The organism is Bacteroidota bacterium (assembly GCA_039821555.1).
In the GTDB taxonomy this organism is placed as follows: Bacteria; Bacteroidota; Rhodothermia; order Rhodothermales; family Rubricoccaceae; genus JBCBEX01.
In genome coordinates, this window is record JBCBNX010000003.1 from 123,935 (window position 1) to 146,496 (window position 22,562).

Sequence of the window (22,562 nt, forward strand, 5' to 3'; positions counted from 1 at the left end):
CCGGCGGTGCGTCCCACGGGATGCATCGCCGGTGCTGTTTTTCCCTTCCGCCCCTCATGCCTGGCTTCGACCTCGCCGCACAACGCCGCACCGCGCGCGCGCTCAAGGACGAGGCCCACCGGCTTGGCTTCGACGCCTGCGGCATTGCCGAGGCCGTCCGGCTAGACGACGAGGCCCGGCAGCTCGAAGCCTGGCTCACTCAGGGCCGGCACGGCTCGATGCGGTGGATGGAAAACCACTTCGAGAAGCGCGTCGACCCCCGCGAACTCGTACCCGGCGCCCGCTCCGTGATCTCGCTGCTGGCGAACTACTACCAGCCCGTCGAGCCGCCGCGTGAGCTTGAGTTGCAGGGGCGCAGCGGCGATGAGGCGCGCGGCAAGATCAGCCGGTATGCCTGGGGCGAAGACTACCACGTCGTTCTCAAGGAGAAGCTCTACGCGCTCTACAACTGGCTCAATGAGCGGTGCGGGGGCATCAGCGGGCGCGCCTTCGTAGACTCCGCTCCCGTCCTGGACAAGGTGTGGGCGTCACGCGCTGGCCTCGGGTGGCAGGGCAAGCACACCAACCTGATCAACCGCTCGCTCGGTTCGTTTTTCTTCATCGGCGAGTTGATCGTGGACGTGCCGCTGCCTGCCGACGGCCCAACTCCCGACTACTGCGGACGCTGCACGCGCTGCCTCGACGCCTGCCCCACGGGTGCGCTCGATGCCCCCTACCAGATCGACGCGACGCGCTGCATCTCCTACTGGACCATCGAACATCGCGGCCCAGAGTTTCCGCTGGAAGTAGCCCAGGACTTCGGGACATGGCTCTTCGGCTGCGATATCTGCCAGGACGTGTGCCCCTGGAACAAGTTCAAACGGCCCACGACCGAGCCGCGCTTCCTCCCACGCGACGGCGTCACTGAAACGGAGTTGCGTGAGTGGGTCGAACTTGACCTCGACGCCTACCGCAAGCGCTTTAAGGGCACCCCGGTGAAGCGCGCCAAGTTTGAGGGCTTCCAGCGCAACGTCCGGCAGGCGCTCGACAACGCGCTCCACCACCGCGAACGCCGCGACGGGACCGGCTGATGCCTTGGTGCGCGTAGCGTTCGTCAATGCTCACGCGCGCCGCCTGGATGCGGAAACGCCTCGGTCCCCTGGATCTCCGCATAGCGACCGGGTGCCAGATAGGCCAGGAGGGGCGACGTGCGCAGCAGCGTCCAATCATCGACCGGGTGTCCATCAACGACGTGACCGCGCAGCGCATCCTCGGCCACTCGCGCAGCGACCACGCGGCCTGCGATGAGGCTGTTCGCCCCAAAGCCGTCCACCACCCGCTCCAGTTCGCATTCGAGCATGAGGTAGGCGTCCTCTAGAAAGCGGCCCTCGACAACCTCTGCGGGGACGGTCCGCAAGACATCCAGGCTCGGCTTGCGCCCGGCATGATCGCACCGTTCGGCGGCTCCGAGTGCGGCGTGGAGCACCTGGCTCGGGCGGGGGAAGCTCACCGTGAACGCCCCGTAGTGCTTCGCGTTGTGGTAGGTCGCGTGGCGAGGCGTGCACACGAAGCCGAAGTAGTTCTCCCACCCCAGCGGCATAGCCATGTGCTTCGGCGCAAAGTCGTAGCGGTCGGCCTCCTGCGTGCCGATTACCACGAGCGGCGCCACCGTAAAGAATCGAGGCCAGATGGCCGCGCTGGGATCAAGCGGTACGTAGGCGTGCGTGGCTGTAGGCATGCGTCGAGGGCGCTGAGTGAGACGTCCAACAACCTCGGCTGCGACCGGCTACCGCACTGCCTGGGTCTCCCTCGTCTGCCTGTGGGGCCAACTCTCACAACCAGGCTGCAACGACCGACCAGCCTCCCTGCCGGCCCGTTCGCGCTCGCGCTGATCAGTTCCCCGAGAACGAGATCCGGAAGTTGAACCCGCCGTTGAGCGTCGAGGTGCTCGGAATGCGGCTCCCTTCGCTCTCTAGTGACGTGTACCGCACGAACACGTCGGCGGTGACCTGGCTCGAGATCGTGTAGGAGACGCGCGGCTCCAAGGTGAGACGCGTCGACGCCTCGGGCGTCTGCGGGCTGCGCGGCGCCCCGGCAATCGTGTCCAGGAAGTCCTGCCGGAAGTTGAGGCGCTGGTCGCTGTTGTTCGCCGTCGAGAAGGTGAGCGACATCCGGACGTTGTTGTTGATCCGGCGGCGGTTGACGAACGGGAGCGGGATCCGGAGGCCGGTTTTCGAGAAGCTCAGGCGGACGGAGACTTCATCCGTCGTGCTCTCGGACACGTTCGCACCCGCGACGCTGAGCGAGAGCGCCCGGCTCTGGGTGAAGTTGACGTCGGCCTGGATGCCGCCCCGGAACGTCATGTTGAAGCCGATGAGCGGCTGGAAGCGCTCGTTGAGCCGGACGTTCTGCGACTGGCGTGCGTCGACCGGGACCTGGAACGATTGGCCCCCGATGGTCTCGTTCTCGAAGCTGCCGCCCTCGGCGAAGGCGAGCGCGTCGGAGCGGTAGTCCAGATCGTAGGTGGCCGAGTAGCCGTGGCGCACCGTCATTTGGGTGGTGAGCAGGCGGAAGAGCGGCCAGTTGCTGAGGCCGTTGTAGGTCACCGACCAGTTCGGCAGCGGCAGCGCGAAGAAGCTGTTCGGCCCGAAGCTGCCCAGGCTGCTCGTGAACGCGCCCCGGAAGTCGTCGGCGAGGCCGTTGTTGCTGAGTGCCGTCGTGAACGGAGCGCCGTTCTCGGTCACGAGCCCTGCGGCCAGATCGGCGAGGTAGCGGTCGCGGTGAACTTCGAGGAAGCGGTCGTAGGAGCCGCCGAGTGCCCAGACCGTCGCGGAGCCGCCGCCGTTCTCGATGGGCGGCGCCTCGTCTACGCTGCCGCCGTCCTCCGTGGGGATGAACGAGAACGTTGTGGAGCGATCCCAGCCGAGGTTCCAGTTCAAGTCCACACGCAGGCTACGCGTCAGTTCGAGGCTCGTGCGCGTCTGGATCTCGTTGGTGCGCGCCACGATGTCGTCGACCTGCAGGTTGCCGACGATGGCCGGGTCGAAGATGGTGCGGCGCGGGCGGTCTTCGAGGCCCAGGCGGTAAGCCAGCGACGGCCCTTCGCCGGTGATGGCGTCGAAGAGGTTGTAGGCGCTCCCATCGACGGCACCTGATCGCGTGGTGCGTCCGGCGTTGTACGTCGTCGTGAGGTCGCTGATGCCAGTCACGGCGAGGAAGAGCTGGCGACCAATCGAGAGCGGCGACGGAGGCCCCACGCGCTCGGGCACCTCCAGTTCGGCGCGCTCCTCCTCGGTGAGTTCCTCGCCCCGCTCCTCCGCTTCCTCCTCAGCCTCGGAGAGCCGTGCCTGGGCCGCCTCGCGGGCAGAGCGTCGCCGCCGCCGATCGTTGCGGTAGGTCTCTTCCGCGTCTTCGATGCGGCGGTAGAACCCGAACTCGCGTAGAAAGTCGCGGGGGCTGAGCGTCAGGCCGGTGCGCAGGTTGAGCGTGTTCGAGATGGAGGCCAGGCGCAGGTCAGGTGCGGTGTCTTCGAAGCCGGAGAGCGGCTGGAAAGTCCACTGGAAGCCCGACGAGTAGGAGATGGCCTGCGGCCGGATCCACCGCACGCCCTGCAGACGCGGCGTGAGCGTGGTGGTGAAGTTCTGCGAGTAGGTGTCCGTCTGGATGTCGCGCTGCCCGCTGAAGACGTCGCCCACGACACCGAACACGGGGATCACGTCGAGGCGCTCCGTGGTGAAGACGCGGAAGCCGTTCTCCGTCAGCGATTCCGCCGTGAACGTGGGGTCGATCTGGGGGGCTACCTCGTCGATCGTCTGGCCGAGAAACTCGCCCACGGGTGCCCCGGTCGAGTCGATCACGAAGGTGTCGTTGGTACGGTCGGCCCCGATCGCGCTCAGCACTTGGTTGAGATTGGAGCCGTAGGTGAGCGCGAGGAAGTTGAACGGGCTGTAGGCGAGGTCAAACGAGCGCCGGTGCGTGAAGGTGTGGTTCTCGCGGATGGCGTTGCGGTAGCGCTCCGGGACCGCTGCGATCTCGTCGCTGATCGAAATAGGCGCCCGCTGCTGGTTCTCGGCGACGGTGCGGCTCGCGTCGGCGTTGAACGACACCGACGACGGCAAGAGGTTGAGTTGGAGCCGAGCCAGCAGTCCCAGGATCGGGGTGTCGTCGAGGAGCCAGAACGGCCGGATGGTCTTGACGCCCGGCGGCCGCAGGCTGTAGCGCATCGACGCCGACCAACTGCTGCTGTTGTTGAACTGTTCAGAAGGGCTACGGCGCTCCGACCACGTGTTGGAGTACGACAGGGCCAGCCCGTCGATGGTGTAGCGCAGCCACGGCGACCGCGAGCCGCGCTTCGAGAACGGCACCGACACCGTGCGCGTGAAGCTCGCCGTCTCAGACTCTTCGCGATAGACCGCCACGAGGGAGTCTTGCTGTGTGGCCGAGAGGTTCGGGTCGTTCTGGGCTTGCTCGATGAGGTCGTCGAGCCGGATATCACCACCGCGTCGGGGCGAGAAGCGGGGGGTGGATGTGCGCTGCTGCACGGAGACCGTCACCGGCAACTGCACGCCGAGGCGCTCCGGCAGCAGCTTGTGCGCGTTGACGGTCGTGTTGAGCGTGTAGGCCTGCTGGTCGGTGAAGGTGCGGTCGCCGAGGCCGCTGGACAGGTCACCGAAGGCGTCAGTCTGGCGCTCGACGCGCCCGCGCACCGTGGCAAGGTCGGCGAGTTGGAGCGAGGCCGTCGCATACGCGCTCCAGCCGGGCTCCTCGTCGTAGCCCGCCACCCGTAGTTCGTTGAACCACACCTCCGGGTTGAGGGTGTTGTCGCTCACGTTGCGGACCCCGAGTACGATGGTCGTGATGCTCTCGATCGAGGGGTTGCCGCGGATGAAGATCCGAGCACCCGGTGGCGCGTCGGGCGGCGGCACCACGCCCGCATAGCGCTGCGTGGGCACGGCGTCCGGCGCGTTGTTGCGCTCCACCTTGAGCTGGTTCAGCGCCGAGAGCACCACGTTGAACGAGTTGCGGTCCACCGTCTCCCCATTGACGAGCACGCCCGTCTGCCAGATCAGATCGGCATCGACGACGTTGCCCGGCGCTTCGGGGTCATAGGGAAAGACGGGCTGCTCGATCTCGTAGTAGTCTTCGCTCTCGTTGGTGCCGAGGCGCAGGAACACCCGGAGGCTGTCGCCCTCCTCGCGCTCGAAGCCCTCGCCGTGCACGAACGCGCGGAGGTTGGTGTATTTGGTAAGGTCGAGTTGACTGCTGTAGGACCGGAAGATGCCCCGCGAGACGCCCGGCCCGAGGTTTTCGGCGCGCACCACGATGGCCTGCTCCCGCTGTAGGATGAAGACGCCCTGGGCGTCCTGCGTGCGGCTGATGAGCGCCCCGTTCGGGATCTGGTACTGGCTGCGGTTCTCCTCGCTGTTGACCGTGGCGATGAACAGCTGCGTCTCTTCGGCGGAGGCGGGCGTGCCGGGCTCCACGACGGCCTCGTCGTTGAAACCGACGAGGTCGGACTTGAGCCACTGGCTACCCACGAGGTCGAGCGTGGCGAAGCGCAGCGTAGCCGGGACGCGGTGCCCGTCAGTCCAGAGTCGGAGCGCCTCGATGCGGGAGAAGTCCTCGATGTTGCCGAAGGCGGTCCGCCCCGTCCGCGAGCGCACCGGGATGCGGATGAGTGTCCACTCCTCGTTGCCGGGGTTGCCGACCCGGTTGATGAAGTAGGGGTTGCAGTTCTGCTGCCCCTCGACCTCGCACGGCACGTTGATCACGTTGGGGCCGATGGGGACGGCATAGCGGTAGAACGACTCGGCGCGGTCGAGGCCGAGGTCGCGGTCGATGTCCTCGTCGTCGGGGAAGGTGGAGTTGCCCTGCCCGCCGCCGAGCTGCTGCTGGCTCTCGAAGGCGTTGAGCTCCGTGGCAGCGAAGAAGCGGCTGAAGCGTTCCTGGACGGTCGCGCCGCCGCCCTCGTAAAACGCGGGGTTGCCGTAGAAACCATCGTCCTCGAAGTAGACGAAGTCGTCGCCTGAGGGGTCGATCTCGGCGAGGGCGCGGTCGAGCGGGTTGGCGGCACCGAGTGCCGAGAGGAACGGCTGGAAGTTGTCGAAGGTCTGCTCCGACAGGGCATAGGGCACGCCGCCGTCCTGGTCCGCCGACGAGCGCAGACCGTCCAAGCCGAGGTCCTCAGTCTGCCGGGCCGCATCGTCCAGGTCCACGCTCCCCGAGGCGCTGCCCGTAGCGAGACGGCCGTAGGGGCTAAGGCTCGCGCCTTCCGCGTCGGTTTCCACGAGGCCGTCCTCCGTGTTGAAGCGCCCGTCCGGCAGAATGTCCTCCGAGAGCTGGCCGAGGTCGATGTAGAGCAGCGCGCCGTCGCTCACCTCGTCGGTCCCGTCCCGCCCGCCGTACGGGGCGATGATGAACTCGACGAACTCGATGTTGTTACGGCCGTCGAAGTCGTTGTAGCCCTCGGGCAGACGCTGCACGATGCCGCCCCAGACCTCCTCGGGTGCCGCCTGAAAGCTCGACGCAAGCTCCACGTTGTAGTTATAGGGTCCGCGGCGCGCCGGGTCGATGTAGAGGTCGAGCGGCGTAGCCACGTTGGGCTGGCCGGGGACCTCCTGGCGGTCGGCGAAGATTTCCCGGAGCGGCACTTGCCGGGTGGCCGGCGTGGCGCCGAGGCGGTTGACGAGGCCGTTCGAGCTGTAGAGGAACTGCTGGAGCGAGTACCACGACGTGAGGCCGCGCCAGTTGCTCACGAGCGTCGGGCTCGTCACGTCGAGGCTACCCAGGTTGGTCACGCTTGCATCGGGGCCCGCGCCCGCCGGACCGGCCGCGAGCCGCCACGCGCCGGCCTGGGTCAGCGAGAACGAGTTTTCGGTCCCCTCGAAGTCGTCGATGAAGGAGATGCCCTGGAGTTCGTCCGGGTTGAAGTCGCGCCCGTTGCCTTGCAATTCCTCGCGCGACGACTCGAAGGCGAACGTCTCGGGGTGCCCCGGCTGGAAGCGGGCGTATTCGCCCTTGATCTCGAACGAACTCGGGGCCTTCGTCTGGATGAGCGGCAGCGCGTCGGCGAAGCGGGTCAGCCAGCGCGGCTCTGCGGCGAAGCGCCCGTCGAAGCCGAAGATGGTGTTGTCGATGGGCTCCTCGCCGATGCGGTACTTGTCGATGAGCGGCCGCTCGGAGAGCCGCATCCAGGTGGCCCCGATGTCGAAGTCTTCGCCGATGGTGTAGTCCGCGCGCAGGCCCAGCAACGTCTTCCGTCCGATGGCGGCAAACTGATTGCGCTCGTAGTCGATGGAGATGTTTTGCCCGGCCGTGAGGAAGGCCTGGTTGATGATGAGCACCTCGCCCGTGGCGTAGTCCACCTGGTAGTCGGTGCCCTCGGTGAGCGGGACGCCGCCCGAGGTGACGCGCACCGAGCCTTCCACAACGGCGAAGCCGAGGCTGTAGGACTCCTGCACGCTCGACCGGAACGAGCCCACGATCGCGTAGCGGTCGAGCCCGGGGAAGCGCCGCGCGTTCTCCTGCTTCGACGTGTAGAGCGTGTCGAAGGCGTAGGCGTTGGTGGCCGCCTCGGCGTTGGCGATGTTCGCCTCGCCGGTGAACTGGACGGACAGCGGCTCGCCGTTCAGCGTTCCGTTGCCCTCGAAGACGTCGCGGAGGCGCGCGCCGAACGGCTCTAGGAACGGGAAGATGACGCGCCCGTTGCCCGCGTTGATCGTGAGGCCGTTCACGAAGTCGAACTCCGCGTTGGGCTGCGGCGTGCTGCCGTCGTTGTCCAGGCGGTCGAGGCCGAGCGTGGTAAGGATGGTGCGCTGCTGACCGACGGTGACCCCTGGCAGCGTCTCCTGCGCGGGCTGCCCCGACGGCGCGTAGACGATGTCGAGTTCGAGGTCGTCGGCGCGGAGCGAGCGCCCGCCGATGCGGTAGATGTTGCGCATCGTGAGCGCCCACGACGCGTCGAACGCGGTCGGGTTGTCGCCGCGGAGCAGCTTCAGGATGATGCGCCGCCCGTTGAGGTCGGTGCCGGTCTCCTGGTCGAAGTCGCCCACCTGCACGATGGTGCCGTCGGTGCGGCGGTACTGAAACGCGATGGCGATCTGCTCGTCGGGGCTCAGGCTGCGGTTGAGCGAGAGGTAGCCGAGTTGCGGGTCGAACTCGTAGTCACGGCCCTCGGCGAGCTTGCGGAAGCGGGAGTCCGCGTAGTCGGCGATGTCGAGGTTGAACTGGGCCTCAAAATTGACCGCGCTGGAGGAGTCGCGGAGCTGCTCCAGGTCCGCGTCGGCGTACTGGTCGTTGGCCTCGTCGGGGAGCGGTGCGGCGGTGCCGAACGCCGCGAGGTAGGCATCGCCGCCCGCGAGGACACCGTCCGGCAGGTCCGGATTCACCACCGGACCGCCGGGCCCCGGCTCGCCGAGGTCGACGAGGGCGACCGCCTGGGCGAGGCCCTCCGTCAGCTGGTTGGTCTGGCTGACCGACTGGTCCTTGAGCCACACGTCGATGCCGACGATCTGGTCGAAGGCCGGGTCGGCGATGATGTTGGGCGGGCGGCTGAGCGCCACGTCCCATCGGTTGCGGAAGTAGTAGCCGAGGAAGAAGTGCGCGTTGTCCTCGTACTCGTAGGGCGCGATGTCGAAGTTCGTGGTCTGGCTGCCGCCCTCGATTTCGAGCGCGTCGCCCTCGGCGTCCTGCTGGCTGGCCACGAGCGTCACGCCGAGGCCGCCGAAGCGGAGGTCGGTGCGGATGCCGAAGAGGCGCTGGCCGCCGCGGATGAGGTCGCTCGGCGTCTGGAGGAATACGTTCCCCGCCTCGATGCGCTGGATGATGTCGTCGTCGTAGCCCTCGTAGAGCAGCTTGACCTGGTTCTCGAACTCGAACGTGTTCTGCGTGTCGTAGTTGACGCCGATGTTGAGCTTGTCGCCGATGGTGCCGTCGATGCCGAGGGCGAGTTCCTGGGCGAAGTCGGGGTTGAGGCGCCCGCCCTGGCCGGTGGCGGCCTGCTGCTGCTCGTTCTCCTGGTAGGAGAAGCCGAGGTTGATGTTGGCGTTGCCGGTCACGTTGAGCGCCACCTCGTTCTTGCCGAAGATGGTCTCGAACGCACCGCCGCGCCCGCCGGGCACCGCGATGGTCAGGCGGAGGTCGCCGCGCCCACGGCTGCGTCGCCGGAGTTGCTCCTGCGCCACGCTGCGGAAGTTCTCCTTGATGACCGACGCGCGGAGCGCCGCCTGGAACTCAGCCAGGTCCACCTCGACGGGCACGCGCACGTCCTGGTCACGGACCGTCTCGCGGATGGAATAGCGCAGGTCAACCGAGTCCAGTTGGGCATCGCGGCGCCAGTAGTTGCCGGGCGCGAAGTCGAACGGGCGCGCGCGGCGCTCCACGACGGAAGCGAGTCGGCTGTCGCGCCGCCGCATCGGGAAGTACGTCGAGGCGCGCGTCGTGTCGAGCGTCGTGGTGTCGCCGATGGCGGCCACCCGGAGCGACTCCACGTCGGCGGGGTCAAACGGGGGGAGGTTGGCCGTGTCGGCGGGCTCGACTTGCCCGATCGCCACGGAATCGGTGTCGGCCACGGCGACATACCGCCACACCGAGGGGCTGCCTGCTCCAGCGGCCACGCTCGCCTGCCATCCCGACGCCGCGACCAGGAGGGCTAGGGTAGCCACGCTGGCAACTAGGGTCCACCAGCGTGCGCGCCGAATTGCAGGGGGCAGCGCGCCCGGGTGCTCCGCAACCGCGCGCCCCGTAGAGGCAGCGGTCGATTCCGAAGGCGAGGCAGGAGTCGGCACGGGATTCGGCTACGTACGACGTCGGGAACCCGCACGCAGCGCGGCGGGACCAGGTGCAGGAGACGGGTGGGGCGTAGCAGAATCCTTCGACTAGGCGTGCGCGCGACGGCGCGGACTGGACAGGAAAAACCGGGCGAGAAACTACGGCGTGGCCTTGCGGCTCGCAAACCGCGCACGGGGCATTTCAGTGCGCCAGGCCGCACCCGGAGCGGCACTCCGAGAACCGCACTGACCCCGGAACGCCACGCCTGCCGGTTGTAGTGTGCGAGCCCTAGCGGGAAAACACGGCCGGCCACGAGCCAAGCCCTGCCAGGCCCGGATCCGGGCGACGAGTCGAACGCAGTGGTAGCGGAATCGAAGCCCGGAGCGGAATCGAAGCTGGGAGCGGCCATCAGCCTGAATGTCGCTATGACCTAGCTGAGGGCAGCCCCGTTCATCAGCACAGCCAAGGCTTCGCGCTGCCGCTCGATGCGTGCGTCATGCCTCAGGACGGTCGGCGGCGCGGCTCGAACCGCACAGTCGTTGAGCGGGCAACGCTCGCAGGTCAGGTTCACCTTCGAGACGGGCACGTCGGGGTCGTCCCACCAGCGCACGACCCGCTTGAAGTCCGCGTCGATGCGGAAGCCGAGCGACACCACGGAGTTGACGCCAGGCTTCAGCGCAAGTGGGCGCGCCACGGCGATGGCGAAGAACTCAGCGGCGTCGTTGACGAAGCGTACCCGCTGCGCACGCACAACCGGCGGCGGGTTGCCGATGGTCTGCTGCGCGTCTTCGAGCGCCCGCAGCGTCTCCATCGACACCCAGCGACGGCAGTAGTGCTCCAGCGCAGAGATGCCATGGGGCACGGGCACACGCGACATGTTGAACACCTTTGTCAGCTTGTACTCGTCGGTGCCCAGCCGGTGGTTGAAGCGCATGAAGTAGATCTCGTCGAGCCCGAAGTCGGTCGGGATGACCTCCGTGAGCCGGTAGTAGAGCATCTCCGGCGTGACGCGGTAGGCGTCGAGGCCGCGCAGGATTTGCTTAGGGTCCCACTGCTCCCCGGCGAAGAGCGCGGTGAGGTCGCGGCGAACGCGCTCCCGCGGCATGAGGAGCGCCCCGGCGAAGTAGGACGCCTTGAAGTGGTTGAGCACCTGGTCAAACGACTTCGGCTCAATCCACGTCGAGGTCGTCGGGCGGTCGGTGAGGCCGAGGTGGTGGTAGCCGATCTCGCGCGCGTAGACGAACGCCCGCTGTGACGGCATCAGCTTCGGGTTGACGTGCAGCACCGCGCCCATCGCTCTGTTGCGCTTGCGCCTCGGGCCGGCCGGGGCGCGGAAGATCGAGCGCAGCCGGTCGAGGTCGGGGTGCCCGGGGATCGCGTCCAGATCGACGGTGATGCCGAACCGCTCGGCGAGCGCGCCGCGCAGGTCCTCGTCGGTCAACCGGGCCTCCACGTCGAAGCCCGCCGCCGCCCGGAAGGCCTCGGCTTGGGCCTCGATGTCGGGGAAATAGTTGCGGTGCATCTGCTGGTAGGACCGCAGCGCCGCGAAGAGGAAGTGCTCGTTGCGGAGGTCGTAGTGCCGCATCACCTCCAGGAACGTCCGTACGAGAGCGCTGCCCTCCTCGGGCTTGCCCGCGACCAGCCGAATCACGTCCTCTGGCTCCACGCCGAACAGCTCGAACGGGAACTCCCGCAGAAAGGGCGAGGCGATAGCGGTCTTGATGTCCTGCAGTTCGTCCTCCACGCGGAGCGAGACGAGGTCGTCGTAGGTGGTACCGAGTGCCGAGGCCAGCTCAATGAGCTTCTCGGGCTTGGGGTACTTCTTGCCCTTTTCGATCTCGGAGAGGTAGGAGATCGACACGCCTGCGGCTTCGGCGACGTCGCGGAGCGGGCGGCCCTGCTCCTGGCGCAGCGTCTTGAGCTTCAGGCCGAGGATGAGGCGGAGTTGGTCGGCGTTTTCGGACATCGGGGAACGCAGGGGGGTGGCAGGATGGAGTCGCTTCCGAAAAAACCGGAAGCGCTTCCGAAGCTTAATGCCGCAGGTATAGAGGTAAAGCGGTTACATCGTTCGCTGGGAGCGAAAGATAGGGCGAAAAACCTACCGACGAATGAAAGTAATCTGTTAGCGAAATTTCGCTTGCTTCCAGATATACGCGGCTCTAGGTTGTCCTCCCGCCGTCCATGCCCTCTGCACGCTCCCTACCTCCCACGCCCATGCAGCCCCCCCTCACCGACCGCTCCAACGAACTCGCCGACGGCGTCGAGATCAACACCTTTGCTTGGACGCCGCAGGCGCGCCGCCTGCTCACGCCCGACGCCCTCGCGCTGCTCGCCCGCCTCCACCGTGCGCTGGAGCCCGAGCGCCAGAGCCTTCTCATGGCCCGCAAGGCCCGCCAGGAGTCCTTCGACAACGGCGCGCGCCCCGGCTTTCTCGAACCGACCGAGCACCCGGACGCACGTGGCGACTGGCAGGTGGCGCCGCTGCCCGAGGACCTCCAGATGCGCCGCGTCGAGATCACGGGTCCCGTTTCGGACGCGAAGATGGTGATCAACATGCTCTCGCGCACGGCCGACGGGCAGCGCGCCGACTGCGCGATGGTCGACTTCGAGGACTCGATGAAGCCGTCCTGGAACAACGTCATGCAGGGCGTCGAGAACGTGATCGGCATCGCCGAGGGCACGCTCTCGGCCGAGAAGACTGACGCGATGGGCGTGGTCGTGAAGCGCTACCAGCTCGACCCTGCCGACATGGCGCTCCCCATGGTGCGCGTGCGCGGCCTCCACCTCGACGAGTCCAACCTCCGCATCGACGGCGCGCCGATCTCAGGCGGCCTGCTCGACTTCGCGCTGGTCGCCTACCACACGGCTAAAACCTTCATAGCGAAGGGCACCACGCCGAAGTTCTACGTCCCGAAAGTCGAGCACTACCTCGAAGCGCGCTGGTGGAACACGCTCATGGACGGCATCGAGGACGCGCTCGGGCTGGAGCGCTCGACGGTCCGTGCGACGTTCCTCATCGAGACGCTGCCCGCCGCCTACCAGATGGAGGAGATCCTCTACGAGATCCGCACGCACGCGGCGGGCCTCAACGGCGGGCGCTGGGACAAGATTTTCTCGGACATCAAGACGCTCCGCGCGCACGCCGACCGCGTGATGGCCGACCGCGCCACGATCGGCATGAACCGCGACTGGATGAGCAACTATGCCAAGCAGCTCATCCGCGTGTGCCACACCCGCGGCGCCTTCGGCATGGGCGGCATGGCGGCGTTCACGCCTGGCCGCGACCCCGAACTGCGCACGCGCCAGACCGCGAAGGTTGTCGCCGACAAGGAGTTCGAGGCGTCCATCGGCCACGACGGCTGCTGGGTGTCGCACCCCTACTTCATCGGCCCGGCGATGGAGCCCTTCCTCGCCCAGCTCGACGGGGCCAAGAACCAACTCGGCGTGATCCCCGCCCTACCCGAGCGCCCCGACCTGCTCCCGAAGTCGGACGGCCCCAAGACGATGGCCGGGCTGCGCACCAACGTCCGCGTCGGCATCGCCTACATGAAGGGCTGGAACCAGGACATCGGCTGCGTGGCCTGGGACAACCTCATGGAGGACCTGGCCACGCTGGAGATCAGCCGCTCGCAAACGTGGCAGTGGCTCCACCAGAGCATCTTCCTCGACGAAGGCCCGCAGGTGACGAAGTCGCTCGTGCTGAGCATCTTCGACCAGGAGCTAGCCGAGATCAAAGAGGAGATCGGCGATGCGATGGCGGGCCAGCCCGAGGCCGTCGTCGCGGCCGAACTCGCGCGCTACGAGCAGGCCGCTCGCGACGCCGCTGCCATCTTCACCGAGGACGCCATGCGCGACTTCCTCACGACCCGCTCCGACCTCGCTGGCGTCGCTACCGACCGCGCCGTGATGGTGTGATGCTTCCAGACGGCTCCCCCCGTCCTGCGTCGCCTCCGTTCTGTCGAACTCCGCTCCTCGGACTGTCCCCCTCACACGTGAGGGGGGCAGCTTCCCGACCCTTCAGGGGGAGGGAAGCAGGGGGAGCCGCCTCAACTTCCGATCCCCCAACCCGCCCGTCCCGCCTTCGGGCTAGCCCTCAACGCCATGGAACTCCGCATGACCTCCGTCGACCAGGCCGCCCTTGCCATCCAGCAGGACTGGGACACCAACCCGCGCTGGAAAGGCGTCACCCGCGACTACACTGCCACCGACGTAGCGCGCCTCCAGAACTCGTTCCCGATCGAGTACACCCTCGCCAAGATGGGCGCGGAGCGGCTGTGGAACCTGATCCACGAGGGCAACGGCGAGTTCGTTGCGGCGCTCGGCGCGCTCACGGGCGGGCAGGCGCTCCAGCAGGTCAAGGCGGGCCTCAAGGCGATCTACCTCTCTGGCTGGCAGGTCGCGGCCGACGCGAACCTCGCGGGCGAGATGTACCCCGACCAGAGCCTCTACCCTGCCGACTCGGTCCCGAAGGTCGTCCAGCGGATCAACAACACGCTGCTGCGCGCCGACCAGATCGCCCGTGCTGAGGGTGGCCAGGACGAGACCTATTACATGGCCCCGATCATGGCCGACGCCGAGGCGGGCTTTGGCGGCGTGCTCAACGCCTATGAGCTGATGAAGGGCATGATCCGCGCAGGCGCAGCGGGCGTCCACTTCGAGGACCAGCTCGCGGCCGAGAAGAAGTGCGGCCACCTCGGCGGCAAGGTGCTCGTACCCACGCAGGAGTTCGTGCAGAAGCTCAACGCCGCGCGCCTCGCCGCCGACGTACTCGGCGTGCCGACGCTCCTCGTCGCCCGCACCGACGCCGAAGCCGCCACGCTTATCACGAGCGACGTAGACCCCTACGACGCGCCGTTCATCGACCGCGAGCAGGGCAGGACGCCGGAGGGCTTCTACCACGTCCGCAACGGCATGGAGGCCTGCATCGCCCGCGGGCTCGCCTACGCCCCCTACGCCGACCTCGTGTGGATGGAGACCAGCCATCCCGACTTGGAACAGGCCCGCGTCTTCGCCGAGGCCATCCACGCGAAGTACCCCGACCAACTGCTCGCCTACAACTGCTCGCCGAGCTTCAACTGGAAGCAGCACATGGGCGACGCCGAGCTGGCCGTTTACCAGAAGGAACTCGCCAAGCTGGGCTACACCTTCCAGTTCATCACGCTGGCGGGCTTCCACACGCTCAACTACAGCATGTTCGACCTCGCCCACGGCTACAAGACCGACGGCATGTTCGCCTACTCGCAACTGCAGGAGGCCGAGTTTGCGAGCGAAGACCGCGGCTACACGGCCACGAAGCACCAGCGCGAGGTCGGCACAGGCTACTTCGACGAGGTGCGCACGGCGATCACCGGCGGCAAGGCCTCCACGGGCGCGATGGCGCACTCGACGGAAGCAGCCCAATTCTAAACCCTAGCGCATCGGCGCGGGCGTCAACTCTTGTGGTGGGGGGCGACGCCAGCGGGATGCGCACCACGCGAGCGCCCCGGCTTCCATCCAGAGAGGAGGCCGGGGCGCTTTGGGTTTTGTCTAGCGTGACGGCTTAGCTGTCCGTCTTCGACGGCGTACAGCAGGCGCACTCACAGTTGCAGCAGCATGTACAGCTACAGTTTGTGCAATCGCAGCAGGAGCAGTTGTCGGTCGTGCTCATAGGTCTAGTAGCAGGAAGGTTAAGGGGACCCGGGAAGATACCGAAGGCAGACTGGACTCGACACATCAAGGAGGACGAGGCGCCCTGGTTTGTGCAGCGTCGGCGTCACCCAGTGGATATGGGCTTCACCCCAAACACCGTCACGCTGTAGAGACCGCCCCCGCTCGCGCGGTAGGCCCCGAGTTCGTCAGGCGACAGAAACGCTGCGAGGGCGGCGTCGGGGAGATCAAGCGGGTGAGCTGCACGCACCTCTACCTCCTCAAAACCTACTGCTCGGAGTCCCTCGAGGTAGGCCCCTTCGTCCATCGCACCCGCTACGCAGCCCGCCCATAGCTCCGCGGAGCGCTTGACCGAAGCGGGCAGCGCACCTCGGGTAACCACGTCCGATACGCAGAAGTGTCCGCCCGGCTTCAGGACCCGCGCCATCTCGGCAAACGCCTGCGCCTTGTCCGGGACGAGGTTGAGCACACAGTTGGAGATCGCCACGTCGATGCTGTCGCTTTCTACAGGTAGCGCCTCGATCTCGCCGAGCCGAAACGCGACGTTGGTGTAGCCGAGCGCCTCGGTGTTGGTGCGGGCTTTTTCGACCATCTCTGGCGTCATGTCCACCCCAATTACGAACCCGTCACCGCCGACAACCCGCCGTGCGATGAAGGCATCCACGCCGGCTCCGCTACCGAGATCGAGCACGGTGTCGCCCGGCGCGAGCTCTGCGAGGTCTGTGGGCACCCCACAGCCTAGCTGGAGATCGGCGTCGGCGAGGTACCCATCGGTCCCGACATACCCGTCGCCGATGAAGTTGACCCCGTCGTTGGCATCCCCGCCGCAGGCGGGGCCGCAGCAGCCCTCGGAGTTGGTCTCGCCGACCGCCACCGCGGCGTATTGCGCGCGGACGGAGGCGCGGACTGCGTCGGCATCGGAGCGATCAACGGAGGCCGATTCGTAGGAGGTAGCTGGGCTGCAGCACGCTGCGGTGTCTCGGATGGTTGCAGTGGTAGACATAGCATTAACAGCAAGAAGATTGGAGTGCCGTGAATAGACCACCGAAAGCAGACTGGACACGACGAAGAGTTGCCTCATCAAGGCAGTAGCAGGTGCGCGGGCCGTCGACGGTGCCCTGCACGAGCCCGGCCTCCCGAAGCACCTTGAGGTGCTGCGAGACGGTTGATTGGGCGAGCGGCAGCACCTCCACGATCTCGCCGCACACACACGTGCCACGTGCAGCAAGAGCTCGAAGGATGGCGATGCGCGCCGGGTGACCCAGGGCCTTGCCCCAGAGCGCGAGTTGCTCGTTAGTCATCGTGTTCATGTCCTTTATCGCTGATCGACGATATACGATAGCAAACAAATAGGCGCCCCGCAAGCGTTCATCGCAAAAAAACGATAAGATGATTACTCGCCAGCGCTGCTCCCCGGTACTGGTGCTCCCGTGGCATTGAGACGGATGCGGTAGAGGCTCGTCCCGGAGGTGATGTAGAGCGTGCGGCGGTCGTCGTCGCCCCACGTGCAGTTGGTGGTCTGCTCCGGCACCGCGATCTCGTCGATGAGCGTGCCGTCGGGGGCGAGGATGCTCACACCGACCGGCGAGGTGACGTAGAGCCGCCCCTCGATGTCGAGCTTCAGCCCGTCGGTGTAGCCCTCGGCGCCGGCAAACGTCTCGGAGCCGAGGTTAGCCAGTTCGCGCATGTGCGTGAGCGTGTAGCCCTCGGTCAGGTCGCCGCCGAGGTCGAAGGCGAAGAGTTGGCGCGTCTCGGAGTTGGTGACGTAGAGCGTCTGCTCGTCCAGCGACAGCGCGATGCCGTTGGGGCGGTGCAGGGCCATGTCGAGGAGCGTCAGCGTGCCGTCGGGCGCAAGGTGGTAGATGCCAGAGAAGCCAAGCTGCGGGTCGGCCTGGCCGACGCCGTAGGGCGGGTCGGTGAAGAACACCGAGCCGTCCGAGTGCACGGCGATATCGTTGGGGCTGTTGATCTGCATCTCGCCGTAGGTATCCGCGAGCGTCGTCTGGACATGGGGCGCGTCGAGGCGCGCGAGTTGGCGGTAGCCGTGCTGGGCGAGAAGGAGCCGCCCCTCCGCGTCGAGGGCGAGGCCGTTGCTGTTGCCCGACGGGTGGAGGTAGGGCGTGGCCCCATCGGCGTCGGTGTAGGCGTAGACCGTGTTGGCAGGGATGTCGCTGAAGAGCAGCGCGCCGTCCTTCCACACCGGCCCCTCGGTAAACTGAAAGCCCGTTGCTACCTGCTCCACCTCTGCCCCATCTGGCACAGGCGAATCCATTGGCTGGGCGAACGTAGGCAGTGCAATGAGAGCAGCGAGAAGAGAGAGAGGACGCATGGAAACGACAGAGTTGGGGGAAAACAGCGCTGCGTCAAAGTAGGCCTCGCGCTGCGATGCCTGACACACCTGTGGCAGTCGGCACGCGTACGCTTTTCAGGCTTCACCCAGGGCTAACCTCGCGGCCGGAACGCGTGGTTTTGCCTACGGGTAGAGCGTCTGTTCCACCAGCGCCCCGCTCTGCGCCTCCACTCGCCCCCTTGCCCTCCGCCCTGCATGGACGACCGGATCATCATCCGCGGTGCCCGCGAGCACAACCTCCAGAACGTCGACCTCGACCTGCCGCGCAACGCGCTCGTGGTGTTCACCGGCCTCAGCGGCTCCGGCAAGTCGTCGCTCGCCTTCGACACGATCTACGCCGAGGGGCAGCGACGCTACATGGAGTCGCTGAGCGCCTACGCGCGGCAGTTCCTCGGCCAGATGGAGCGCCCCGACGTGGATTTCATCGACGGCCTCAGCCCGGTCATCGCCATCGAGCAGAAGACGGTCAGCCGCAACCCGCGCTCGACGGTCGGCACGGTGACGGAGATCTACGACTTCCTGCGGCTTCTTTTTGCGCGCGCCGGGACGGCGTATTCGTACGAGACCGGCAACCGCATGGTGCGGCAGTCGGACGACGAGATCATCGACCAGATCGTGGCGCTGCCCGAGGGCACGAAGCTCTCCATCCTCGCGCCGGTCGTGCGCGGACGCAAGGGGCACTACCGCGACCTCTTCGAGCAGATCGCCAAGCAGGGCTTCGAGCGCGTCCGCGTCGATGGAAAGAGCCGCCCTATCGTGGCGGGCATGAAGGTGGACCGCTACAAGATCCACGACATCGAAGTTGTCGTGGACCGGCTCAAGATCAAGGACGGCATCCGCCCGCGCGTGGCGCAGTCCGTCGAAGTCGCGCTCGGCATGGGCGGCGGCTCGCTCATCGTGGAAATCGCGGAAGCGAATGGCGACGGCGACGACCGCGTGGAGGCCGGCGACCGGCTGATGAGCCGCCACCTCACCGACCCGGCGACGGGGCTGAGCTACGACGACCCCTCGCCGAACACGTTCAGCTTCAACTCGCCCTACGGCGCATGCCCGCACTGCTCGGGCCTCGGCACCGTCCGCGCCATCGACCGGGACCTCGTCGTCCCGAACCCGGAGAAGACCATCGCGCAGGGCGCCATCGCCCCGCTTGGCAAGCCGCGCGACATCTGGACGTTCGCGCAACTCGAAGCCATCGCGCAGGCCTACGGGTTCGACTTCGAGACGCCGTGGCAGGACCTCACCGCGAAGCAGCAGACGGTGATCCTGAGCGGCGCGGGCGACGAGCAGTTCGACATCGTCTACCAGTACAAGGGCCGCGAGGTCAAGTACGAGCACCGCTTCGGCGGCGTGATCCAGCATATCGAGCACACGCGCGAGAACACGTCGAGCAAGAAGCAGCGCGAGTGGGCGGACGCGTTCATGCGCCAGCAGCCCTGCCCCGAGTGCGGCGGCGGGCGGCTCAACCCCATCGCGCTCAGCTACAAAATCGGCGACCCGGACGGGGAAGAGGCCAACATTGACGATCTCGTCAAGCAGGACCTCCGCAGCCTGCGCGCCTTCTTCGACCGCGTGCAGTTCGCCGAGCGGCAGGCGCTCATCGCCGCGCCCATCGTGAAGGAGATCCGCGAACGCCTCGACTTTCTGCTCAACGTCGGCCTCGACTACCTCACGCTCGACCGCCCCGCCCGGACGCTCTCCGGCGGCGAGAGCCAGCGCATCCGCCTCGCCACGCAGATCGGCACGCAGCTCACGGGCGTCCTCTACGTCCTCGACGAGCCCTCGATCGGCCTGCACCCACGGGACAACGACCGGCTGATCGGCTCGCTCGAAAACCTCCGCGACCTCGGCAACTCGGTCCTCGTCGTCGAGCACGACCGCGAGATGATCGAGGCCGCCGACTTTGTGGTCGACATCGGCCCCGGCGCGGGCGAGTACGGCGGGACGATCCTCGCTGCGGCTGAGCCTTCCAAGCTCCCACGCAATGGCGAGGCGAGCCTGACGACGGCCTACCTCCTCGGCGACCGCCGCATCCCACTCCCTGACGACCGCCGCGCGGGCACGGGCGAGACGCTCCGCCTCACCGGCGCGCGCGGGCACAACCTCCAGGACGTCGACCTCGACCTCCCGCTCGGCACGTTCACCTGCGTCACGGGCGTCTCCGGCTCGGGCAAGTCGAGCCTCATCAACCAGACGCTCTACCCGCTCCTCGCCGCGCACTACCACAAGGCGCAGGCCGTGCCCCTCCCCTACCGCGACATCGAGGGGCTCGACCACATCGATAAGGTCATCGCCATCGACCAGGCGCCTATCGGACGAACGCCGCGCTCGAACCCGGCGACCTATACGGGCCTGTTCTCGCTCATCCGCGACCTCTTCGCGCGGACGCCCGAGGCGCAGCTGCGCGGCTACAAGCCGGGGCGGTTCTCGTTCAACGTGAAGGGCGGGCGCTGCGAGACGTGCAAGGGCGCGGGCGTGGTGAAGCTGGAGATGAACTTCCTGCCGGACGTCTACGTGGAGTGCGAGACGTGCAAGGGCAAGCGCTACAACCCCGAGACGCTCGACGTGCGCTTCAAGGGCAAGAACATCGCCCAGGTGCTGGCGATGCCCGTCTCGGACGCGCTGGTGTTCTTCGAGAAGGTCCCCCGCATCGCGCGCAAGCTGCGCACGCTCGACGCCGTCGGCCTGGGCTACATCCGCCTCGGGCAGGCCGCGACGACGCTTTCGGGCGGCGAGGCGCAGCGCGTGAAGCTCGCCAAGGAGCTCTCGCGCCCCGGCACTGGCCAGACGCTCTACATCCTCGATGAGCCCACGACGGGCCTCCACTTCGAGGACATCCGCCACCTGCTCGCCGTCCTGAAGGCGCTCGTGGACAAGGGCAATACGGTCCTCGTGATCGAGCACAACATGGACGTGGCGAAGGTGGCCGACCACATCGTGGACCTCGGCCCCGACGGCGGCGCGGGCGGCGGACGCATCGTGTTCACAGGCACGCCCGAGGAGCTCGCGCAGGCCGACACGGCCACCGCGCGGTTCATGCGCGAGGAGCTCGCCCGTCATGCCTCCGGCGACGGTGCCGCCGATGTCTCTATCGAGTTGGACGACCTCTTGAGCGAGGACGACTCCGACGTGCCGGATGAGGAGGAGTAGGAGGTATGGACGTGTGAAGGCGTGGACGTGTGAACGAGCAGTCCTGCTCCATTCCGTACGTCAGAAGTTCCACGATTCGTGGAGTTGAGCGCCACACATCGCGCACTCGAGCCACCCGTCCTTGACGAGGTTGCGCGCCCCGCACGCCTCGCACTTTCTGAAGACGGCTGTGAACGTGAAGTCACCGGGATGTTCGATGACCGCTTCATCGAGCGCTGACCTCACCGCATCCCACGTGTCCTCTGCGGGACAGTACCCCGTCGAATTGTTGCTGATCTCTACGACTTCGCCTTTCGTCGTTGCACGCAGTTCGCCAGCGCAGCGCACAAGCTTTCCCTCGGCGCAAGCCACATGCTCCGTTCTCCTCGACGCTACGAGTAAGCGCCCCTCTGCTGACACCACATACGTGCACCAGCCATCCTCGGCTTGAACCGCTTCGGATTCTGCCCAGCGTTTGAGATCAGTCTGCGTTGCAATTTCCAAACCGCCCGGTTGGCCTGCGACCTGCTCTCTGATTGAGTCCGGACCAACGTAGCGGAAGGTTCGCATCAGCGAGCTTGACGGTCTGAGCTATCCGATGCAACAGCGTTGCTGAACGGGTCGTCGTCGGTGATCTCGCCGGAGGGGAGTTCGAAGTAGAGCCGTCCGTGGTGGCTGTAGGCGTTGGGGATGCCGAGGGCGCGGTTGCGGGCCTGCGCCTTCGCCACAGCGCGGTTGCCTATGCGGCGTAGCTCCGCCGCCCTCTGATAGAGGTCGAGGCTAAGGCGTCCGTTTTCTTTAGGCTGCTCCATCGATGTCGCTGAGAAAAAGTGTGAAGCGGTCTTCGTCGGACACCTCGAACACACCGCGCGATCCGGTAGCCACTTCTTGGAACTGCTCGCCCGCGTTGTACACGAGAAACCAACCGTCTACCTGAAAGCGATAAATCGTCCAGAAGTTCGCCTTGCTGCGGGTGTACCGGCGGACGATATCGTCGGTCGGCACGTCGTGACCGCCCGCCTGGACGCGCTGCGCGACGCGACGGATGCAGAGCGCTGGGCTGTCGAGGAAGACGAACGCGATATGCGTTGTGTAGCCTGCGCGGGCGAGCCGGTCGAGGATGCGGCGGAAGCCTTCCCCCGCAAGGGTAGACTCCACGATGAAGTCGCGCCCCTCGGCGATCAGGTCGCGCAAGCGCACGAAGAACTGCTTCCCCGCCTCGATGCGGGCCGCGCTCGGCTCGTCGGGACGCAGCCGCGCCGCGATCTCGTCCGCGCTCAGGTAGGTGTAGCCGTAGACCTCGACGTACTCGTAGGCCAGTGTGGACTTGCCCGCTCCGTTCGGACCACCGACGATGATCGCTTGCGGCATCAGGCTGGCTCTGCGCGTGGCGTAACCTCCAGCGCACTCGCCAGTGCGGCTTCTAGAAACGCGATGGCTTGCTCGCGCGACACGGTTGGGAAACCGTCGAGAAACTCATCAAGCGAGTCGCCGAACTTAAGGTGATCGATCAAGGAGTCCACAGGCATGCGGGTACCAGCAAAGACCGGCGTACCGCTGAGGATGCCGGGGTCTACGTGGTAGATCTCGTGGCGCTGCATGGGCTTGGAGGTTGACCTAGCTCCTCAACGCACGGAGCACGCCTGCGATCCAAGCCGTAGGGAGCACGCTGAGATGTTGCGCGTGTGAAGAC

Annotated in this window: 14 protein-coding genes; 4 read left to right on the forward strand and 10 right to left on the reverse strand. The window is 66.8% G+C overall.

Annotated elements, in window-relative coordinates; all coding sequences use genetic code 11:
* Window positions 1–56: 56 nt before the first annotated feature.
* Entirely contained in the window at window positions 57–1,070 is a 1,014-nt protein-coding gene (queG, locus tag AAFU51_04965) for a tRNA epoxyqueuosine(34) reductase QueG (GenBank protein ID MEO1570599.1), read from the forward strand.
* A gap of 23 nt (window positions 1,071–1,093) precedes the next feature.
* On the opposite strand, the gene AAFU51_04970 is transcribed toward queG, so the two are convergent.
* The 3 genes from AAFU51_04970 to AAFU51_04980 form a co-directional block, all read right to left on the reverse strand.
* The gene (locus tag AAFU51_04970; GenBank protein MEO1570600.1) at window positions 1,094–1,717 is read right to left on the reverse strand and encodes a flavin reductase; all 624 of its coding nucleotides are present in this window, start codon (window positions 1,715–1,717) and stop codon (window positions 1,094–1,096) included.
* Window positions 1,718–1,871: 154 nt separating this feature from the next.
* A complete protein-coding gene (gene sprA / locus AAFU51_04975) occupies window positions 1,872–9,641 on the reverse strand; it encodes a cell surface protein SprA (protein ID MEO1570601.1) in 7,770 nt (2,589 codons plus the stop codon).
* A 536-nt stretch (window positions 9,642–10,177) separates the two neighbouring features.
* Window positions 10,178–11,713: an XRE family transcriptional regulator gene (locus AAFU51_04980; GenBank protein MEO1570602.1), complete on the reverse strand. Its 1,536-nt coding sequence runs from the start codon at window positions 11,711–11,713 to the stop codon at window positions 10,178–10,180.
* Between the two features lie 248 nt (window positions 11,714–11,961).
* Between AAFU51_04980 and AAFU51_04985 the strand changes: the two genes are divergently transcribed.
* Together AAFU51_04985 and aceA are read left to right on the forward strand one after the other, a co-directional pair.
* The gene (locus AAFU51_04985) at window positions 11,962–13,662 is read left to right on the forward strand and encodes a malate synthase A (GenBank protein ID MEO1570603.1); all 1,701 of its coding nucleotides are present in this window, start codon (window positions 11,962–11,964) and stop codon (window positions 13,660–13,662) included.
* A 186-nt stretch (window positions 13,663–13,848) separates the two neighbouring features.
* Entirely contained in the window at window positions 13,849–15,153 is a 1,305-nt protein-coding gene (aceA, locus tag AAFU51_04990; GenBank protein MEO1570604.1) for an isocitrate lyase, read from the forward strand.
* 346 nt (window positions 15,154–15,499) lie between these two features.
* Here aceA and arsM read toward each other — a convergent pair whose 3' ends face one another.
* From arsM to AAFU51_05005, 3 genes are all read right to left on the reverse strand, one after another.
* A complete protein-coding gene (gene arsM / locus AAFU51_04995) occupies window positions 15,500–16,396 on the reverse strand; it encodes an arsenite methyltransferase (GenBank protein ID MEO1570605.1) in 897 nt (298 codons plus the stop codon).
* 4 nt (window positions 16,397–16,400) lie between these two features.
* A complete protein-coding gene (locus AAFU51_05000) occupies window positions 16,401–16,703 on the reverse strand; it encodes a metalloregulator ArsR/SmtB family transcription factor (protein ID MEO1570606.1) in 303 nt (100 codons plus the stop codon).
* A gap of 83 nt (window positions 16,704–16,786) precedes the next feature.
* A complete protein-coding gene (locus AAFU51_05005) occupies window positions 16,787–17,722 on the reverse strand; it encodes an SMP-30/gluconolactonase/LRE family protein (GenBank protein ID MEO1570607.1) in 936 nt (311 codons plus the stop codon).
* A 216-nt stretch (window positions 17,723–17,938) separates the two neighbouring features.
* Between AAFU51_05005 and uvrA the strand changes: the two genes are divergently transcribed.
* Window positions 17,939–20,890 (forward strand): excinuclease ABC subunit UvrA, encoded by a 2,952-nt coding sequence (gene uvrA / locus AAFU51_05010; GenBank protein ID MEO1570608.1) that lies wholly within the window; start codon window positions 17,939–17,941, stop codon window positions 20,888–20,890.
* Between the two features lie 60 nt (window positions 20,891–20,950).
* Here uvrA and AAFU51_05015 read toward each other — a convergent pair whose 3' ends face one another.
* From AAFU51_05015 to AAFU51_05030, 4 genes are read right to left on the reverse strand one after another with little or no spacing between them, the layout of a single operon-like run.
* Window positions 20,951–21,439 (reverse strand): hypothetical protein, encoded by a 489-nt coding sequence (locus AAFU51_05015; GenBank protein ID MEO1570609.1) that lies wholly within the window; start codon window positions 21,437–21,439, stop codon window positions 20,951–20,953.
* Entirely contained in the window at window positions 21,439–21,681 is a 243-nt protein-coding gene (locus AAFU51_05020) for a hypothetical protein (GenBank protein MEO1570610.1), read from the reverse strand. The genes AAFU51_05015 and AAFU51_05020 overlap by 1 nt, the downstream gene beginning before the upstream one ends.
* Complete coding sequence (locus AAFU51_05025; GenBank protein MEO1570611.1) at window positions 21,668–22,240, reverse strand: AAA family ATPase; 573 nt, start codon at window positions 22,238–22,240, stop codon at window positions 21,668–21,670. The genes AAFU51_05020 and AAFU51_05025 overlap by 14 nt, the downstream gene beginning before the upstream one ends.
* Window positions 22,240–22,470, reverse strand: a complete 231-nt coding sequence (locus AAFU51_05030; GenBank protein MEO1570612.1) for a DUF433 domain-containing protein — start codon at window positions 22,468–22,470, stop codon at window positions 22,240–22,242. The genes AAFU51_05025 and AAFU51_05030 overlap by 1 nt, the downstream gene beginning before the upstream one ends.
* Window positions 22,471–22,562 lie beyond the last annotated feature (92 nt).

Coding starts and splice junctions, on each gene's coding strand:
- queG (MEO1570599.1), top strand. CDS start 57: ATGCCTGGCTTCGACCTCGCCGCACAACGCCGCACCGCGCGCGCGCTC.
- AAFU51_04970 (MEO1570600.1), bottom strand. CDS start 1,717: ATGCCTACAGCCACGCACGCCTACGTACCGCTTGATCCCAGCGCGGCC.
- AAFU51_04980 (MEO1570602.1), bottom strand. CDS start 11,713: ATGTCCGAAAACGCCGACCAACTCCGCCTCATCCTCGGCCTGAAGCTC.
- AAFU51_04985 (MEO1570603.1), top strand. CDS start 11,962: ATGCAGCCCCCCCTCACCGACCGCTCCAACGAACTCGCCGACGGCGTC.
- aceA (MEO1570604.1), top strand. CDS start 13,849: ATGGAACTCCGCATGACCTCCGTCGACCAGGCCGCCCTTGCCATCCAG.
- arsM (MEO1570605.1), bottom strand. CDS start 16,396: ATGTCTACCACTGCAACCATCCGAGACACCGCAGCGTGCTGCAGCCCA.
- AAFU51_05000 (MEO1570606.1), bottom strand. CDS start 16,703: ATGAACACGATGACTAACGAGCAACTCGCGCTCTGGGGCAAGGCCCTG.
- AAFU51_05005 (MEO1570607.1), bottom strand. CDS start 17,722: ATGCGTCCTCTCTCTCTTCTCGCTGCTCTCATTGCACTGCCTACGTTC.
- uvrA (MEO1570608.1), top strand. CDS start 17,939: ATGGACGACCGGATCATCATCCGCGGTGCCCGCGAGCACAACCTCCAG.
- AAFU51_05015 (MEO1570609.1), bottom strand. CDS start 21,439: ATGCGAACCTTCCGCTACGTTGGTCCGGACTCAATCAGAGAGCAGGTC.
- AAFU51_05020 (MEO1570610.1), bottom strand. CDS start 21,681: ATGGAGCAGCCTAAAGAAAACGGACGCCTTAGCCTCGACCTCTATCAG.
- AAFU51_05025 (MEO1570611.1), bottom strand. CDS start 22,240: ATGCCGCAAGCGATCATCGTCGGTGGTCCGAACGGAGCGGGCAAGTCC.
- AAFU51_05030 (MEO1570612.1), bottom strand. CDS start 22,470: ATGCAGCGCCACGAGATCTACCACGTAGACCCCGGCATCCTCAGCGGT.